At 63.9% G+C, this 17919-nt stretch carries 12 protein-coding genes; all 12 read left to right on the plus strand.

Annotated elements, in window-relative coordinates; genetic code table 11:
* Window positions 1-195: 195 nt before the first annotated feature.
* Window positions 196-4332 (plus strand): DNA-directed RNA polymerase subunit beta, encoded by a 4137-nt coding sequence (gene rpoB, locus LC066_RS16765; protein WP_224901400.1) that lies wholly within the window; start codon window positions 196-198, stop codon window positions 4330-4332.
* Between the two features lie 84 nt (window positions 4333-4416).
* Window positions 4417-8646, plus strand: a complete 4230-nt coding sequence (gene rpoC / locus LC066_RS16770; RefSeq protein ID WP_224901402.1) for a DNA-directed RNA polymerase subunit beta' — start codon at window positions 4417-4419, stop codon at window positions 8644-8646.
* A 203-nt stretch (window positions 8647-8849) separates the two neighbouring features.
* A complete protein-coding gene (locus LC066_RS16775) occupies window positions 8850-9755 on the plus strand; it encodes a DMT family transporter (protein WP_222481523.1) in 906 nt (301 codons plus the stop codon).
* Window positions 9752-10612, plus strand: a complete 861-nt coding sequence (locus LC066_RS16780) for a glycosyltransferase (RefSeq protein WP_224901404.1) — start codon at window positions 9752-9754, stop codon at window positions 10610-10612. Before LC066_RS16775 ends, LC066_RS16780 begins: the two co-directional genes overlap by 4 nt.
* 548 nt (window positions 10613-11160) lie before the next feature.
* Window positions 11161-11532, plus strand: a complete 372-nt coding sequence (gene rpsL, locus LC066_RS16785) for a 30S ribosomal protein S12 (RefSeq protein WP_085889494.1) — start codon at window positions 11161-11163, stop codon at window positions 11530-11532.
* Between the two features lie 12 nt (window positions 11533-11544).
* Entirely contained in the window at window positions 11545-12015 is a 471-nt protein-coding gene (gene rpsG / locus LC066_RS16790) for a 30S ribosomal protein S7 (protein WP_085889495.1), read from the plus strand.
* A 23-nt stretch (window positions 12016-12038) separates the two neighbouring features.
* Window positions 12039-14162, plus strand: a complete 2124-nt coding sequence (gene fusA, locus LC066_RS16795) for an elongation factor G (protein WP_222481527.1) — start codon at window positions 12039-12041, stop codon at window positions 14160-14162.
* An 84-nt stretch (window positions 14163-14246) separates the two neighbouring features.
* Window positions 14247-15422: an elongation factor Tu gene (gene tuf, locus LC066_RS16800; protein ID WP_222481703.1), complete on the plus strand. Its 1176-nt coding sequence runs from the start codon at window positions 14247-14249 to the stop codon at window positions 15420-15422.
* A 297-nt stretch (window positions 15423-15719) separates the two neighbouring features.
* Window positions 15720-16046, plus strand: coding sequence for a 30S ribosomal protein S10 (gene rpsJ / locus LC066_RS16805; protein ID WP_179747236.1), 327 nt, complete (start codon window positions 15720-15722; stop codon window positions 16044-16046).
* Between the two features lie 16 nt (window positions 16047-16062).
* Window positions 16063-16905 carry a 50S ribosomal protein L3 gene (rplC, locus tag LC066_RS16810; protein WP_224901406.1) on the plus strand — a complete coding sequence of 281 codons (843 nt, stop codon included), beginning with the start codon at window positions 16063-16065 and terminating at the stop codon, window positions 16903-16905.
* Window positions 16902-17519 (plus strand): 50S ribosomal protein L4, encoded by a 618-nt coding sequence (gene rplD / locus LC066_RS16815; protein ID WP_085890239.1) that lies wholly within the window; start codon window positions 16902-16904, stop codon window positions 17517-17519. Before rplC ends, rplD begins: the two co-directional genes overlap by 4 nt.
* Window positions 17516-17812 (plus strand): 50S ribosomal protein L23, encoded by a 297-nt coding sequence (locus LC066_RS16820; protein WP_222480558.1) that lies wholly within the window; start codon window positions 17516-17518, stop codon window positions 17810-17812. The genes rplD and LC066_RS16820 overlap by 4 nt, the downstream gene beginning before the upstream one ends.
* Window positions 17813-17919: the final 107 nt, after the last annotated feature.

The following is a 17919-nucleotide window of genomic DNA, read 5'->3' on the forward strand; positions in this document are numbered from 1 at the left end:
GGCTATCGCTGTCTGGGACCCCATCTTGGCGAGGGCTTGCCGCAAAGCCCTCTCCAAGGCGAGGTTCAAGGATCGGGAGGCCACCATTGGGCAGGTGGTCAGGCATTGATCCGAACCCCCTGTTTCGAAGGGCGCAGTACCGGGAGGCCCCGACGGTACATGCGACCGGATGAGAAACGAAAGGTGACGTCCGTCATGGCTCAGACCTATCTTGGTCAGAAACGTCTTCGCAAATACTACGGCAAGATTCGCGAAGTCCTCGAAATGCCGAACCTCATCGAGGTTCAGAAAAGCTCCTACGAACTCTTCCTGAAATCCGGCGACCAGCTGGAGCCGATGGATGGCGAAGGCATCAAGGGCGTCTTCCAGTCGGTCTTCCCGATCAAGGATTTCAACGAGACCTCGGTCCTGGAATTCGTCAAGTACGAGCTGGAAAAGCCCAAGTACGACGTTGAAGAGTGCATGCAGCGCGACATGACCTACAGCGCGCCCCTGAAGGTCACCCTGCGGCTGATCGTCTTCGATATCGACGAGGACACCGGCAACAAGTCGGTGAAGGACATCAAGGAACAGGACGTCTTCATGGGCGACATGCCCCTGATGACCCCGAACGGGACGTTCATCGTGAACGGCACCGAGCGCGTGATCGTGTCCCAGATGCACCGTTCGCCCGGCGTGTTCTTCGACCATGACAAGGGCAAGACCCACTCCTCGGGCAAACTGCTGTTTGCCTGCCGGATCATTCCCTACCGCGGCTCCTGGCTGGACTTCGAGTTCGACGCCAAGGACAACGTCTATGCCCGGATCGACCGTCGCCGTAAACTGCCGGTGACCACCCTGCTCTATGCCCTCGGCCTGGATCAGGAAGCGATCATGGACGCCTATTACAACACGGTGGATTACACCTACCGCCGTGGCCAGGGCTGGGTGACCAAGTTCTTCCCCGAGCGCGTGCGCGGCACCCGTCCGACCTACGATCTGGTCGACGCGGATTCGGGCGAGATCATTGCCGAAGCCGGCAAGAAGGTCACGCCCCGCGCAGTGAAGAAGCTGATCGACGAAGGCACGGTGAAGAGCCTGCTGGTCCCCTACGACCGCATCGTCGGCAAGTTCGTCGCCCGTGACCTGATCAACGAGGAAAACGGCGCCATCTACGTCGAGGCCGGCGATGAGCTGACCATCGAGTACGACAAGGACGGCGAGCCGATCGGCGGTACCCTGAAGGAGCTGCTGGACGCCGGCATCACCGAGATCCCCGTCCTGGACATCGACAACATCACCGTCGGCGCCTACATGCGCAACACCATGGCGATGGACAAGAACATGAACCGCGAAAGCGCGCTCATGGACATCTACCGCGTCATGCGCCCGGGTGAACCGCCGACCGTCGAGGCCGCGTCGAACCTGTTCGACACGCTGTTCTTCGACAGCGAGCGTTACGACCTGTCCGCCGTCGGCCGGGTGAAGATGAACATGCGCCTGGCGCTGGAGAAGCCCGACACCCAGCGGACCCTGGACCGCGAGGACATCGTGGCCTGCATCAAGGCCCTGGTGGACCTGCGTGACGGCCGTGGCGAGATCGACGACATCGACCACCTCGGCAACCGTCGTGTGCGCTCCGTCGGCGAGCTGATGGAAAACCAGTACCGCGTCGGCCTGCTGCGGATGGAACGTGCGATCAAGGAACGCATGTCCTCCGTCGAGATCGACACGGTGATGCCGCAGGACCTGATCAACGCCAAACCGGCGGCGGCTGCCGTGCGTGAATTCTTCGGCTCCTCGCAGCTGTCGCAGTTCATGGACCAGACCAACCCGCTGTCTGAAGTGACCCACAAGCGTCGCCTGTCGGCGCTTGGACCGGGCGGCCTGACCCGCGAACGCGCCGGTTTCGAGGTGCGTGACGTGCACGCCACGCACTACGGCCGGATGTGCCCGATTGAAACGCCGGAAGGCCCGAACATCGGTCTGATCAACTCGCTGGCGACCTATGCCCGCGTGAACAAGTACGGCTTCATCGAGACCCCCTACCGGGTGGTGAAGGACAAGCAGGTGACCGATGAGGTCCACTACATGTCCGCCACCGAGGAACAGCGTCACGTGGTGGCCCAGGCCAACGCGTCGCTGGACGGCGAAGGCAAGTTCACCAACGAGATGGTCAACACCCGCCAGGCGGGCGAATACACGCTGACCCCGACCGAAGCGGTCGACCTGATCGACGTGTCGCCCAAGCAGCTGGTCTCGGTCGGTGCCTCGCTGATCCCGTTCCTGGAAAACGACGACGCCAACCGCGCCCTGATGGGGGCGAACATGCAACGTCAGGCGGTTCCGCTGCTGCGGGCCACGGCCCCCGTGGTCGGCACCGGTATCGAGGGCAAGGTCGCCATCGACTCCGGCGCGGCCATCCAGGCGAAGCGTGCCGGCATCATCGACCAGGTCGACGCGCAGCGGATCGTGGTCCGTGCCACCGCCGATCTGGAACCCGGTGACCCGGGCGTCGACATCTACCGGATGCGCAAGTTCCAGCGTTCGAACCAGAACACCGCCATCAACCAGCGTCCGCTGGTGAAGGTGGGTGACACGGTCGAGAAGGGCGAAGTGATTGCCGATGGTCCCTCCACCGATATGGGGGAACTGGCGCTCGGCAAGAACATCATCGTCGCCTTCATGCCCTGGAACGGCTACAACTACGAGGACTCGATCCTGATCTCCGAGCGCATCGCGCGTGACGACGTCTTCACCTCGATCCACATCGAGGAATTCGAAGTCGCCGCCCGTGACACCAAGCTCGGGCCGGAAGAGATCACCCGCGACATTCCCAACGTCGGTGAAGAAGCGCTGCGCAACCTCGACGAGGCTGGCATCGTCTACATCGGTGCGGACGTGGAGCCGGGCGACATCCTGGTCGGTAAGATCACGCCCAAGGGCGAAAGCCCGATGACCCCGGAAGAGAAGCTGCTGCGCGCCATCTTCGGCGAGAAGGCTTCGGACGTGCGCGACACCTCGCTGCGCGTGAAGCCGGGCGACTACGGCACCGTGGTCGAGGTGCGCGTCTTCAACCGTCACGGCGTGGAGAAGGACGAACGTGCCCTCCAGATCGAGCGGGAAGAGGTTGAGCGCCTGTCGCGTGACCGTGACGACGAGCTGGCGATCCTGGATCGGAACATCTACGCCCGCCTGAAGGACATGATCCTGGGCAAGGTGGCCGTGAAGGGCCCGAAAGGCGTCAAGGCCGGCTCCGAGATCACCGAGGACCTGCTGGGTCAGCTGAGCCGCGGTCAGTGGTGGCAGCTGGCGCTGGAAGATGACAAGGAAGCCCAGATCGTCGAAGCCCTGAACGAGCAGTACGAGGCGCAGAAGCGCGCCCTGGACGCCCGTTTCGAGGACAAGGTCGAGAAGGTCCGCCGTGGCGACGACCTGCCGCCGGGTGTGATGAAGATGGTCAAGGTCTTCATCGCGGTGAAGCGCAAGCTGCAGCCGGGCGACAAGATGGCCGGCCGTCACGGCAACAAGGGTGTCGTGTCGCGCGTGGTGCCGATGGAAGACATGCCGTTCCTGGCAGACGGTACCCCCGTCGACTTCTGTCTGAACCCGCTGGGCGTGCCGTCGCGGATGAACGTCGGTCAGATCCTCGAGACCCACACGGGCTGGGCCTGCCGGGCCCTGGGCCTGAAGGTCGACGAGGCGCTGCAGGACTACCGCCGCACCGGTGACCTGACCCCGGTCCGCGAAGCCATGCGCCTGGCCTATGGTGACGATGTCTACGAAGAAGGCATCGAAGGCATGGACGAGACCCGCCTGGTCGAAGCCGCCAGCAACGTGACCGGCGGTGTGCCGATCGCGACGCCGGTCTTCGACGGGGCGAAAGAGGCTGACATCAACGACCGGCTGAAGCGTGCCGGCTTCGACGAGAGCGGCCAGTCCGTCCTGTTCGACGGCCGCACCGGCGAGCAGTTCTCGCGGAAGGTCACCGTCGGCTTCAAGTACCTGCTGAAGCTGCACCACCTGGTGGACGACAAGATCCACGCGCGCTCGACCGGCCCGTACTCCCTCGTCACGCAGCAGCCGCTGGGTGGTAAGGCGCAGTTCGGCGGCCAGCGTTTCGGGGAAATGGAGGTCTGGGCCCTGGAAGCCTACGGTGCCGCCTACACCCTGCAGGAAATGCTGACCGTGAAGTCGGACGACGTGGCTGGCCGGACCAAGGTCTACGAAAGCATCGTCAAGGGCGAGGACAACTTCGAAGCGGGCGTTCCCGAGAGCTTCAACGTTCTGGTGAAAGAAGTCCGCGGCCTCGGCCTGAACATGGAACTCCTGGATGCGGAGGACGAGGAATAACGGCCGCTTTCGCGACCCGTTAGGGCGGGGATCTCCCCGCCCGCCCCTCTCCTACTGCTCCCTCACCTCATCGAGGAATAAGACATGAACCAGGAACTGACGAACAACCCGTTCAACCCGCTGACGCCGCCCAAGGCGTTCGACGAGATCAAGGTCTCGCTGGCGTCGCCGGAACGGATCCTTTCGTGGTCCTATGGCGAGATCAAGAAGCCCGAGACCATCAACTACCGGACCTACAAGCCCGAGCGCGACGGCCTGTTCTGTGCCCGTATCTTCGGGCCGATCAAGGACTACGAGTGCCTCTGCGGCAAGTACAAGCGGATGAAGTACCGTGGCGTCGTCTGCGAGAAATGCGGCGTGGAAGTCACGCTGCAGAAGGTCCGCCGCGAGCGCATGGGCCACATCGAGCTGGCCGCGCCCGTCGCGCACATCTGGTTCCTGAAATCGCTGCCGTCCCGCATCGGCCTGATGCTGGACATGACGCTGCGTGATCTGGAACGTGTGCTGTACTTCGAAAACTACGTGGTGATCGAACCCGGCCTGACGGACCTGACCTATGGTCAGATGATGTCCGAGGAAGAGTTCATGGACGCCCAGGACACCTATGGCGCGGACGCCTTCGAGGCCGACATCGGCGCCGAGGCCATCCGCAAGATGCTGTCCAACATCGACCTGGAATCCGAGGCAGAGACCCTGCGCGCGGACCTGGCCGAGGCTACCGGCGAACTGAAGCCGAAGAAGATCATCAAGCGTCTGAAGGTCGTGGAATCCTTCCTCGAGTCGGGCAACCGTCCCGAGTGGATGATCATGACCGTGATCCCGGTCATTCCGCCGGAACTGCGTCCGCTGGTGCCGCTGGACGGTGGCCGCTTCGCGACCTCCGACCTGAACGACCTGTACCGCCGGGTGATCAACCGGAACAACCGTCTGAAGCGCCTGATCGACCTGCGCGCGCCCGACATCATCGTGCGGAACGAAAAGCGGATGCTGCAGGAATCCGTCGACGCCCTGTTCGACAACGGCCGCCGTGGCCGCGTCATCACCGGTGCCAACAAGCGCCCGCTGAAGTCGCTGTCGGACATGCTGAAGGGTAAGCACGGCCGCTTCCGTCAGAACCTTCTGGGTAAGCGGGTCGACTTCTCCGGCCGTTCCGTGATTGTGACGGGCCCCGAGCTGAAGCTGCACCAGTGCGGCCTGCCGAAGAAGATGGCGCTCGAACTGTTCAAGCCCTTCATCTACTCGCGCCTGGAGGCCAAGGGCCTTTCCAGCACCGTGAAGCAGGCGAAGAAGCTGGTCGAGAAAGAGCGCCCCGAGGTCTGGGACATCCTGGATGAGGTCATCCGCGAGCACCCGGTCCTGCTGAACCGTGCGCCGACGCTGCACCGTCTGGGCATCCAGGCCTTTGAACCCCAGCTGATCGAGGGTAAGGCCATCCAGCTGCACCCGCTGGTCTGCTCGGCCTTCAACGCCGACTTCGACGGTGACCAGATGGCCGTTCACGTGCCGCTGTCGCTGGAAGCGCAGCTGGAAGCCCGCGTGCTGATGATGTCGACGAACAACGTTCTGTCGCCCGCCAACGGCGCGCCGATCATCGTTCCGTCGCAGGACATGATCCTCGGCCTCTACTACACCTCGATCGCCCGTGACGGCATGAAGGGCGAAGGCATGACCTTCTCCTCCATCGACGAGGTCCAGTACGCGCTGGACACCGGCGAAGTGCACATGCACGCCAAGATCACCGCGCGGATCCTGCAGATCGACGAGGAAGGCAACGAAGTCTACAAGCGCTTCGAAACCACCCCCGGTCGTGTGCGCCTCGGCGCCCTGCTGCCGATGAACGCCAAGGCCCCGTTCGAGCTGGTCAACCAGCTGCTGCGGAAGAAGGACGTTCAGCGCGTCATCGACACCGTCTACCGCTACTGCGGTCAGAAGGAATCGGTCATCTTCTGTGACCAGATCATGTCCATGGGCTTCAAGGAGGCCTTCAAGGCAGGGATCTCCTTCGGCAAGGACGACATGGTGATCCCCGAGACCAAGTGGACCATCGTCGACGAGACCCGCGAGCAGGTGAAGGACTTCGAACAACAGTACATGGACGGCCTGATCACCCAGGGCGAAAAGTACAACAAGGTTGTCGATGCCTGGTCGAAGTGTAACGACAAGGTCACCGAGGCCATGATGTCCACCATCTCGGACGTGAAATACGACGAGAATGGTGCCGAGGGCGAGATCAACTCGGTCTACATGATGGCCCACTCCGGTGCGCGTGGCTCGGTCACCCAGATGAAACAGCTGGGCGGGATGCGCGGCCTGATGGCGAAGCCGAACGGCGACATCATCGAGACGCCGATCATCTCGAACTTCAAGGAAGGTCTGACCGTTCTTGAATACTTCAACTCGACCCACGGCGCCCGTAAGGGTCTGTCGGATACCGCACTGAAGACGGCGAACTCGGGTTACCTGACCCGTCGTCTGGTGGACGTCGCCCAGGACTGCATCGTGCGTGAGCCCGACTGCGGCACCGAGCAGGCGATCACCGCTGAAGCGGCCGTCAACGACGGTGAGGTCGTGGCGACTCTGGGCGAACGTGTCCTGGGCCGTGTCTCGGCCGACGACGTGCTGCGTCCCGGCACCGACGAGATCCTGGTCAAGGCTGGCCAGCTGATCGACGAGCGCGCTGCCGACTCGATCGAAGAGGCGAACGTGCAGTCGATGCGCATCCGCTCGCCGCTGACCTGTGAGGCCGAGGATGGCGTCTGTGCCGCCTGCTACGGTCGTGACCTGGCCCGCGGTACGCAGGTGAACATCGGCGAGGCCGTCGGTATCATCGCGGCCCAGTCCATCGGTGAACCCGGCACCCAGCTGACGATGCGGACCTTCCACATCGGCGGCGTGGCGCAGGGTGGCCAGCAGTCCTTCATGGAAAGCTCCACCGACGGCATTGTCAGCTTCGAGAACGCCAACCTGCTGGACAATGCGGCCGGCGAAACGCTCATCATGGGCCGCAACATGAAGCTGCGGATCATGGACGAGCATGGCGAGGAACGCGCCAGCCACAAGCTGGGCTACGGTACCAAGCTGTTCGTCAAGGACGGTCAGAAGATCGCCCGCGGCGACAAGATGTTCGAATGGGACCCCTACACCCTGCCGATCATCGCCGAGAAGGCCGGTAAGGTGCGCTACGTGGACCTGGTCACGGGTATCGCCGTGCGCGAGGAAACCGACGATGCGACGGGCATGACCCAGAAGATCGTCGCCGACTGGCGTGCCGCGCCCAAGGGCAACGAGCTGAAGCCGGAACTGCTGATCGTCGACGAGGATGGCGAACCGCTGCGCAACGACGCAGGCAACCCGGTGACCTATCCGATGTCGGTGGATGCGATCCTGTCGGTCGAAGAAGGCCAGGACATCCAGGCCGGTGACGTCGTCGCGCGTATCCCGCGTGAAGGCGCGAAGACGAAGGACATTACCGGTGGTCTGCCGCGTGTGGCCGAACTCTTCGAGGCGCGTCGTCCCAAGGACCACGCCATCATCGCCGAGATCGACGGCTACGTCCGCTTCGGGCGCGATTACAAGAACAAGCGTCGCATCGCGATCGAGCCGGCGGACGAAACCCTGGAGCCCGTGGAATACATGGTGCCCAAGGGCAAGCACATCCCGGTCACCGAGGGCGATTACGTCCAGAAGGGCGACTACATCATGGACGGCAACCCGGCGCCGCATGACATCCTGGCCATCATGGGTGTCGAAGCGCTGGCGGACTACATGATCAACGAGGTGCAGGACGTCTACCGACTGCAGGGCGTGAAGATCAACGACAAGCACATCGAGGTGATCGTTCGCCAGATGCTGCAGAAGTGGGAGATCCTCGACAGCGGCCAGACCACGCTGCTGAAGGGCGAACACGTCGATAAGGTCGAGTTCGACGAGGCCAATGCCAAGGCCGAGGACAAGGGCCAGCGCCCCGCCTCCGGTCAGCCGATCCTTCTGGGGATCACCAAGGCCTCGCTGCAGACGCGCTCCTTCATCTCGGCGGCCTCCTTCCAGGAGACCACGCGGGTCCTCACCGAGGCTTCGGTGCAGGGCAAGCGCGACAAGCTGGTCGGCCTGAAGGAGAACGTCATCGTGGGTCGCCTGATCCCGGCCGGGACGGGGGGCGCCACGCAGCGCGTGCGCTCGATCGCCGGTGCACGGGACAACGTGGTGCTGGATGCCCGCCGGGAAGAGGCCGAGCAGGCCGCGGCCCTGGCGGCGCCGTCGATGGACAATGAGGCCGACAGCAGCCTCGTGGAAACGCCCGAAGACGACAGCTGATCCGTCCCGACGGAAACGAAGTTCGGAGAAGGCCCCCCAAGCGGGGGCCTTTTTCATGCCTGCCGGTCCTGTTCTGTCGCGCGCCCGCCATCGTGCCGGGCGCCATTGCCTTTTCCCGCCCCCCGCGCCATGGCTATGCGGCCCGTCGGCGCGGCCCCGTCCGCTCGGGGCTGAAGGGGGAGGGGCAAAAGGGGAGGGGACCCATGTCCGACAACGTCCGGGCCGCTTTGCTGATGATGGCCTCGCTGGCGCTGCTGGCGCTGAACGATACCGCGATCAAGGCGGTGGCGATGACCGTGCCGCTGGCGCAGATCGTCGTGCTGCGCAACGCGATCACCTCGACCGCCCTGGCCTTCGCGCTGTCGCGCACGCGCGGCAGCCTGCGCCTGTCGGCCCGCGACTGGCGACTGACCCTGATGCGGGGCGTGGGTGAGGCTGGCGCGGCCTATTTCTACCTGACGGCGCTGATCCATATCCCCTTCGCCAACCTCACGGCCATCCTGCAGGCCACGCCCTTCGTGGTGACACTGGGCGCCGCGCTCTTCCTGGGAGAAAGCGTGGGCTGGCGCCGGCTGTCGGCGATCCTGGTGGGGTTTCTCGGGGTGATGCTGATCCTGCGCCCGGGCATGGAAGGCTTCGACCGCTATTCCATTTACGTGCTGATCTCGGTCTTCTTCGTCACCCTGCGGGACCTGTCGACGCGCCGCCTCTCGCCCGAGGTTTCGGCGATGAGCGTCACCTTCATCACCTCGACCATGGTGATGATCCTCTACGGGGTCCTCAGCCTGGGCACACCCTGGGTACCGATGCCGGGCTGGACCCTGCTGGCGGTGGTCTGCGCCGCGGCGCTGGTCCTGGCCTCCTACCTGCTGATCATCCGCGCGATGCGCCTGGGCGACATCGCCTTCGTCTCTCCCTTCCGCTACACGGCGCTGATCTTTGCCCTGATCCTGGGGCTGGTGGTCTTCGGGGAATGGCCCGACGCGCTGACCCTCCTGGGGGCCGCGATCGTCGTGGCCTCGGGCCTCTTCATGCTCTACCGTGAACGCAAGCTGGGCGTGACGCCCGACGTGCCAGACGAGCTGCCGGAGGTCCCGACCAAGCCATGACGCGCCTACAGATGCTGGGCCTGTGCCGTTTTTCCTACCCGACGGGGGGCGACGGGTTCTCCGAGGTCCGCGACGATCTCGATGCGAATATCGCCCGCCTTTACGATCCGGCCCGGCTGGCGCAGCGGTTCTGGTTCTTCGAGAATCTCTGCCTTCCCCTGTTGGCGGCGCAGACCGATCCCGACTTCCAGATCGTGCTCATCTACGGTGCGGCCCTGCCGCAGCCCTGGCGGGCGCGCCTGCTGGACGTCGTGGCGCGGGTGCCCCAGATTTCGCCGGTGGCGCTGCCCGAAGGGCTGCCGCACCGCGAGGCCTGTGGTCGCCTGATGCGCGCCGCGCGGGACCCGGAGGCGCGGGTGGTGGGCGAGTTCACCATGGACGACGACGATGGCGTGGCGCCCGATTTCATCGCCCGGGTGCGCGAGGATTTCGCGCCCCTGCGCGGGCTCTGGCGCCAGGGCAAGAGGATGGCGCTGGACTACAACTCCGGCCTGGCGATCCGCGCGCCGGGGCAGGGCGGGGCGGGTGACATCGCGATCACCCCGGTGCAGGCGGATTTCTGGGCGCCGGGGCTCGTGATCTTCACCGGGCCGCGTTCGACCCGCTCGCTCCAGGACTTCAATCACCGCCGGGTCTGGGCGCGGATCCCCTCGGTCAGCCTGCCGGACCCACCGATGTTCCTGCGTGGCAGCCATGACAGCAACGACAGCCGGGTGGAGAAACGCCTGAGCGGATCGCGCAGGGGCGGGGCGGCGGATGGCCCGACCATCCTGGCCGACCGCTTCGGCCTGGACGCAGGGGCCCTTCAGGCCAGCTGGCGCGCCTTCCGCGCCACGCCGCTCCCTCCCCCCGGCTGAAGCGCGGGGGGGGGCCGCGCAGTGCCCCATTCCCAACTCCAGGCGCGGTCCCGGCGCGTGCCGGTCTTGACCTTCCCCGACGTCCTCTGGCAGGGACGCTGGCAGCAGAGGGACGCCCGGCTGCCGCCCGGCGCTGCCGGGACACGCCGGGGCCCTTGCCGGAAGGCTCCTGCGCCTTCACCCAATGTTGACAACCCCTCCGACTCCCCCTATACGCGCCAGCAATCAGGCGAGGGGGCCGCCCCTTTGCCTTCCAGATTTACGTGGTCAAGATCCGGGAGAGATCCCCGATCCTCTGGAAAACCCACCGCGTCGATCCCCGTGAACGTGGGGTCGGATGCGGTTTTTTACGTTGCGCGCACATCGCCCTTTTGACCGGGGCCGAGCGCCCGACGAGAGGCCGGGGCCGATCCCCGGAAAAGCATCCCCGCCCCGGCGGGGTCATGATCACCCGGTTCCGGCGGACGCGTCGAGGGCCACATTGATGAAATCGCATGGGGAGACGGCCCCTCATGCAGCACATGTGTTAGAGACGGGAAAGTAACCCTATGCCAACGATCCAGCAGCTGATCCGCAAGCCGCGGCAGCCCAAAGTGAAACGCTCCAAGTCCATGCACCTGGAACAGTGCCCGCAGAAGCGCGGCGTCTGCACCCGCGTGTACACCACGACCCCGAAGAAGCCGAACTCCGCTATGCGGAAAGTTGCGAAGGTGCGCCTGACCAACGGCTACGAGGTCATCTCCTACATCCCCGGCGAAACCCACAACCTTCAGGAACACTCCGTTGTCCTGATCCGTGGCGGCCGTGTGAAAGACCTTCCGGGCGTTCGCTACCACATCCTGCGCGGTGTGCTGGATACCCATGGTGTTAAAGATCGTAAACAGCGTCGCTCCAAGTACGGCGCGAAGCGTCCGAAGTAAGAGGATTAGAGAATGTCCCGTCGTCACGCTGCCGAGAAGCGCGAAGTCCTGCCCGACGCCAAATACGGCGATCGTATCCTGACGAAATTCATGAACAACCTGATGATCGACGGCAAGAAGTCGGTCGCAGAGAAGATCGTCTACAACGCGCTCGATCGCATCGAAGCCAAGGTCAAGCGCGCGCCCGTGGAAATCTTCCACGAAGCGCTGGACAACATCAAACCCTCCGTCGAAGTGCGCTCGCGCCGCGTCGGTGGTGCCACCTACCAGGTGCCCGTCGAAGTGCGCCCCGAGCGTCGTGAAGCCCTGGCGATCCGCTGGCTGATCACCGCATCGCGTTCGCGCAACGAGAACACCATGGAAGAGCGCCTCGCAGGCGAGCTTCTGGACGCTGTGAACTCTCGCGGTTCCGCCGTGAAGAAGCGCGAAGACACCCACAAGATGGCCGACGCGAACAAAGCGTTCAGCCATTACCGCTGGTAAAACCTCAGGAAGGCAGACTTACCATGGCACGCGACTATCCGCTCGAACGGTATCGTAACTTCGGCATCATGGCCCACATCGATGCCGGCAAGACCACCACGACCGAGCGTATCCTTTTCTACACCGGCCGGTCCCACAAGATCGGTGAAGTCCACGACGGCGCCGCCACCATGGACTGGATGGAGCAGGAGCAGGAACGCGGGATCACGATCACCTCGGCTGCAACCACCACCTTCTGGCAGTGGCAGGAAGATCCCACCGCGGATGGCACGTCCGACACGAAGTTCCGCTTCAACATCATCGACACCCCCGGCCACGTCGACTTCACCATCGAAGTCGAACGTTCGCTGGCCGTGCTCGACGGTGCTGTCTGCCTTCTGGACGGTAACGCCGGTGTGGAACCCCAGACGGAAACCGTCTGGCGTCAGGCCGACCGTTACAAGGTCCCGCGCATCGTGTTCGTCAACAAGATGGACAAGATCGGCGCAGACTTCTTCAACTGCGTGAACATGATCGAGGAGCGCACCGGCGCGACCGCGGTTCCGATCGGCATGCCGATCGGCGCCGAGGATCAGCTGGAAGGCACCATCGACTTCATCACCATGGAAGAATGGGTCTGGAAGGGCGACGACCTCGGCGCTGGCTGGGTCCGTCAACCGATCCGTGACGAGCTGAAGGCGACCGCCGAAGAATGGCGCGCCAAGATGATCGAGAACGCCGTCGAGCAAGACGACGACGCGATGGAAGCCTACCTGGAAGGCGAAGAGCCCGACATCCCCACCCTGCGGAAACTGATCCGCAAGGGCACGCTGTCGCTGTCCTTCGTTCCCGTCCTGGGCGGTTCCGCGTTCAAGAACAAGGGCGTGCAGCCCCTGCTAAACGCCGTCATCGACTTCCTGCCCGGTCCCCTCGACGTGCCGCCCTACATGGGCTTCGCACCCGACGACGAAACGGAGACCCGGAACATCGCCCGCAAGGCCGATGACGACGCTCCCTTCGCCGGCCTGGCCTTCAAGATCATGAACGACCCCTTCGTGGGCTCCCTGACCTTCACCCGGATCTACTCCGGCGTGCTGAAGAAGGGCGACTCGATCATGAACTCGACCAAGGGCAAGAAAGAGCGCATCGGCCGTATGATGATGATGCACTCCAACGACCGGGAAGAGATCGAAGAAGCCTTCGCAGGCGACATCATCGCCCTGGCCGGCCTGAAGGAAACCACCACCGGCGACACGCTCTGCGCGCAGAACGCCCAGGTGGTTCTGGAAACGATGACCTTCCCCGATCCCGTGATCGAGATTGCCGTCGAGCCGAAGACCAAGAACGACCAGGAAAAGATGTCTGCAGGTCTGCAGCGTCTGGCCGCCGAAGACCCCTCCTTCCGCGTGGAGACCGACCTCGAGTCCGGTCAGACCATCATGAAGGGCATGGGCGAACTTCACCTGGACATCCTGGTTGACCGCCTGAAGCGCGAATTCAAGGTCGAGGCCAACATCGGTGCCCCGCAGGTGGCCTACCGTGAGACCATCAGCCACGAAGTCGAGCACACCTACACCCACAAGAAACAGTCGGGTGGTTCGGGTCAGTTCGGCGAAGTCAAGCTGGTCATCTCGCCCACAGAGCCGGGCGAAGGCTACTCCTTCGAGTCCAAGATCGTCGGCGGTGCTGTTCCGAAGGAATACATCCCCGGGGTCGAAAAGGGCATCAACTCGGTCATGGACAGCGGCCCCCTGGCTGGCTTCCCGGTGATCGACTTCAAGGTTGCCCTGATCGACGGTAAGTACCACGACGTCGACTCCTCGGTCCTGGCCTTCGAGATTGCCGCCCGTATGTGCATGCGTGAAGGCATGCGCAAAGCTGGCGCCAAGCTGCTGGAACCGATGATGAAGGTCGAAGTGATCACGCCGGAAGAATACACCGGCAGCATCATCGGCGACCTGACCTCCCGTCGTGGCCAGGTGTCCGGTCAGGAACCGCGCGGCAACGCCGTGGCGATCCAGGCCTTCGTGCCGCTGGCCAACATGTTCGGCTACATCAACAACCTGCGTTCCATGTCCTCGGGCCGCGCGCAGTTCACGATGCAGTTCGACCATTACGATCCGGTCCCGCAGAACATCTCGGACGAGATCCAGGCGAAATACGCATAAGCAGCGGTGCGGGGGAAACCCCGCACCCTACCACCTTGTAGGGTGCGTGCAGGCACGCACCGCCAGAAAGACTAGGAGGCCATCATGGCAAAGGAAAAGTTTGAGCGCGGCAAACCGCACTGCAACATCGGCACGATCGGTCACGTTGACCACGGCAAGACGACGCTGACGGCGGCGATCACGAAGTACTTCGGTGACTTCCGCGCCTACGACCAGATCGACGGCGCGCCGGAAGAGAAGGCCCGCGGGATCACCATTTCCACCGCCCACGTGGAATACGAGACCGAGAACCGTCACTACGCGCACGTCGACTGCCCCGGCCACGCCGACTACGTGAAGAACATGATCACCGGTGCCGCCCAGATGGACGGCGCGATCCTGGTGGTGAACGCAGCTGACGGCCCGATGCCGCAGACCCGCGAGCACATCCTGCTGGGCCGCCAGGTGGGTATCCCCGCCATGGTCGTGTTCCTGAACAAGGTCGACCAGGTCGACGACGAGGAACTGCTGGAACTCGTCGAGATGGAAGTCCGCGAACTGCTGTCCGAATACGACTTCCCGGGCGACGATATCCCGATCATCGCAGGCTCCGCCCTGGCCGCCATGGAAGGCCGCGATCCGGAAATCGGCGAGAACAAGATCAAGGAACTGATGGCCGCCGTGGATGAGTACATCCCGCAGCCCGAGCGCGCTGTCGACCAGCCGTTCCTGATGCCGATCGAAGACGTCTTCTCGATCTCCGGCCGTGGTACCGTTGTGACCGGCCGTGTGGAACGTGGTGTTGTGAACGTTGGCGACGAACTGGAAATCGTCGGCATCAAGGACACCAAGAAGACCACCTGCACCGGTGTCGAAATGTTCCGCAAGCTGCTGGACCGCGGCGAAGCCGGCGACAACATCGGCGCCCTGCTGCGCGGTATCGACCGTGAAGGCGTGGAACGTGGCCAGGTTCTCTGCAAGCCGGGTTCCGTGAAGCCGCACACCAAGTTCGAAGCCGAGGTCTACATCCTGACCAAAGACGAAGGTGGCCGTCACACCCCGTTCTTCGCGAACTACCGTCCGCAGTTCTACTTCCGGACCACGGACGTGACCGGCACCGTGACCCTGCCCGAGGGCACCGAGATGGTCATGCCCGGCGACAACCTGAAGTTCGGTGTCGAGCTGATCGCCCCGATCGCCATGGAAGACGGCCTGCGCTTCGCCATCCGCGAAGGTGGCCGCACCGTCGGCTCCGGCGTCGTCTCCAAGATCATCGAGTGATGGTGACTTCGGAGCGGTCCGCAAGGGCCGCTCCGGGCGCCTGATCCGAGGATCAGCCGCAGCCGAGGGCCTGGCCCGACGCCGCGGACCACCGGTTGGAAACGGCGGGGGAAACCCCGCCGTCTCTCTTACCGGCCCCGAAAGGCAGATTGCCTCTGGACAGATGTTTCGGAAGCGACTATGCCGCGCCAATTCCAAACGGCGGAGCGCCCAGAGCAGGTCCTAGATACCTGTGCGGGTCCGCCGACTGGGTTCGACGAGGGACAGGGGTGAGCCCTGTTCGTCCTATCAACTCCAATGCCGCGAAAGGCTATCAAAATGAGCCAAACCATTCGCATTCGGCTGAAGGCATTCGATTACCGCGTCCTGGATTCCAGCACGCAGGAAATCCTGAACACGGCAAAGCGCACCGGCGCGACCGTCCGTGGCCCGATCCCGCTGCCCAACAAGATCGAGAAGTTCACGGTTCTCCGTGGCCCTCACGTCGACAAGAAATCCCGCGACCAGTTCGAGATCCGCACCCACAAGCGGCTCCTGGATATCGTGGATCCGACCCCGCAGACGGTGGACGCGCTGATGAAGCTCGACCTCGCCGCCGGCGTGGATGTCGAGATCAAGGTGTAAGGGAGGCAACGAGACAATGCTGCGTTCCGGTATCATCGCAAAGAAAGTGGGTATGACTCGTCTCTTCATGGAAGATGGCAAGCAGATCCCCGTGACCGTCCTTCAGCTGGATAAGCTGCAGGTCGTCGCGCAACGCACCTCCGACGCCCACGGCTATTCCGCCGTTCAGCTGGGCGCCGGCACCGCCAAGGCAAAGCGCACCTCGCAGGCCATGCGTGGCCACTTCGCCGCGGCCAACGTCGAGCCCAAGCGCAAGGTTGCCGAGTTCCGCGTGGACCCCGACAACCTGATCGCCGTCGGTGAGGAAATCACCGCCGACCATTACTTCGAAGGTCAGTTCGTCGACGTGTCGGGCACCTCGATCGGTAAAGGTTTCGCCGGTGGCATGAAGCGCCACAACTTCGGCGGCCTGCGCGCCACCCACGGCGTGTCGATCAGCCACCGTTCGCACGGCTCCACCGGCCAGTGTCAGGACCCCGGCAAGGTGTTCAAGGGCAAGAAGATGGCAGGCCACATGGGTGCCGTCCGCGTCACCACGCAGAACCTGCAGGTCGTCAAGACCGACAGCGAGCGTGGCCTGGTCTTCATCAAGGGCGCCGTTCCCGGCTCCAAGGGTGGCTGGGTGACCGTCAAGGATGCCGTCAAGAAGCCGTTCCCCGAGAACGCCATTCTGCCGGCCGCCCTGAAGTCCGCCGCCGACGAAGCCAAGCGTCTGGCTGAAGAAGCCGCCGCCGCCGCAGAAGCCGAAGCCAAGGCCGCCGAAGAGGCAGCCGCAGCCGAAGCAGCCGCCGCTGAGGAAGCCGCTCTCAAAGAGGCCGAGGCCGACATTGAGGCCGAGAAGAAGGAAGGCGACGAATGAAACTCGACGTGATCAAACTGGACGGCTCGGCAGCCGATTCCGTCGATCTCAACGACGAGATCTTCGGCCTGGAGCCGCGCGCCGACATCCTGCACCGCGTTGTCCGCTGGCAGCGTAACAAGGCGCAGGCCGGCACCCACAAGGTGCTGACCAAGTCGGAAGTCAGCTACTCGACCAAGAAGATCTATCGCCAGAAGGGCACCGGCGGCGCACGCCACGGCTCCCGCAAGGCGCCGATCTTCCGCAAGGGTGGTATCTACAAGGGCCCGACGCCCCGCAGCCACGCCCACGACCTGCCGAAGAAATTCCGCAAGCTGGGTCTGAAGCACGCGCTGTCGTCCAAGGCCGCCACCGGCTCGCTGGTCATCATCGACGCCGCGGAATCCGAAGGCAAGACCGCCGCCCTGGCCAAGCAGGTTGCAAACCTGGGCTGGAAGCGCGCGCTCATCATCGACGGCGCCACCGTCAATGAGGACTTCGCCCGTGCCGCCGCCAACATCGACGGTCTGGATGTCCTGCCGTCCATGGGCGCAAACGTGTACGATATCCTGAAGCGTGACACCCTGGTGATCACCAAGGCAGGTATCGAAGCTCTGGAGGCTCGCCTGAAATGAGTGCCAAGGCAGAACATTACGACGTGATCCGCAAGCCGGTCATCACCGAGAAAGCCACCATGGCCTCCGAGGCCAACGCGGTTGTTTTCGAAGTGTCGATCGACGCCAACAAACCGATGATCAAGGAAGCCGTCGAGGCTCTCTTCAACGTCAAGGTGAAGGCCGTGAACACGTCCGTCACCAAGGGCAAGGTCAAGCGGTTCCGCGGCCAGATGGGCAAGCGGAAAGACGTCAAGAAGGCCTATGTGACCCTCGAAGAGGGCAACACGATCGACGTGACCACCGGTCTGTGATCGGGCCCGTGGGTCTGACCCACGCCACGACATGACAGGGCCCCCCGCTGCAAGGCGGGGGGCCTTTCTCTTGCGGGCCCCATGCCCGCGCAGCCGAGCGGAGGCCG

This window comes from Pseudooceanicola marinus (assembly GCF_020177265.1).
Lineage (GTDB): Bacteria > Pseudomonadota > Alphaproteobacteria > Rhodobacterales > Rhodobacteraceae > Pseudooceanicola > Pseudooceanicola marinus_A.

Bases quoted from the DNA above. Each gene is read 5' to 3' on its own strand.
- fusA (WP_222481527.1), top strand. From the start codon at position 12,039: ATGGCACGCGACTATCCGCTCGAACGGTATCGTAACTTCGGCATCATG.
- LC066_RS16780 (WP_224901404.1), top strand. From the start codon at position 9,752: ATGACGCGCCTACAGATGCTGGGCCTGTGCCGTTTTTCCTACCCGACG.
- rpoC (WP_224901402.1), top strand. From the start codon at position 4,417: ATGAACCAGGAACTGACGAACAACCCGTTCAACCCGCTGACGCCGCCC.
- rplC (WP_224901406.1), top strand. From the start codon at position 16,063: ATGCTGCGTTCCGGTATCATCGCAAAGAAAGTGGGTATGACTCGTCTC.
- rplD (WP_085890239.1), top strand. From the start codon at position 16,902: ATGAAACTCGACGTGATCAAACTGGACGGCTCGGCAGCCGATTCCGTC.
- rpsL (WP_085889494.1), top strand. From the start codon at position 11,161: ATGCCAACGATCCAGCAGCTGATCCGCAAGCCGCGGCAGCCCAAAGTG.
- tuf (WP_222481703.1), top strand. From the start codon at position 14,247: ATGGCAAAGGAAAAGTTTGAGCGCGGCAAACCGCACTGCAACATCGGC.
- LC066_RS16775 (WP_222481523.1), top strand. From the start codon at position 8,850: ATGTCCGACAACGTCCGGGCCGCTTTGCTGATGATGGCCTCGCTGGCG.
- LC066_RS16820 (WP_222480558.1), top strand. From the start codon at position 17,516: ATGAGTGCCAAGGCAGAACATTACGACGTGATCCGCAAGCCGGTCATC.
- rpsJ (WP_179747236.1), top strand. From the start codon at position 15,720: ATGCCGCGAAAGGCTATCAAAATGAGCCAAACCATTCGCATTCGGCTG.
- rpoB (WP_224901400.1), top strand. From the start codon at position 196: ATGGCTCAGACCTATCTTGGTCAGAAACGTCTTCGCAAATACTACGGC.
- rpsG (WP_085889495.1), top strand. From the start codon at position 11,545: ATGTCCCGTCGTCACGCTGCCGAGAAGCGCGAAGTCCTGCCCGACGCC.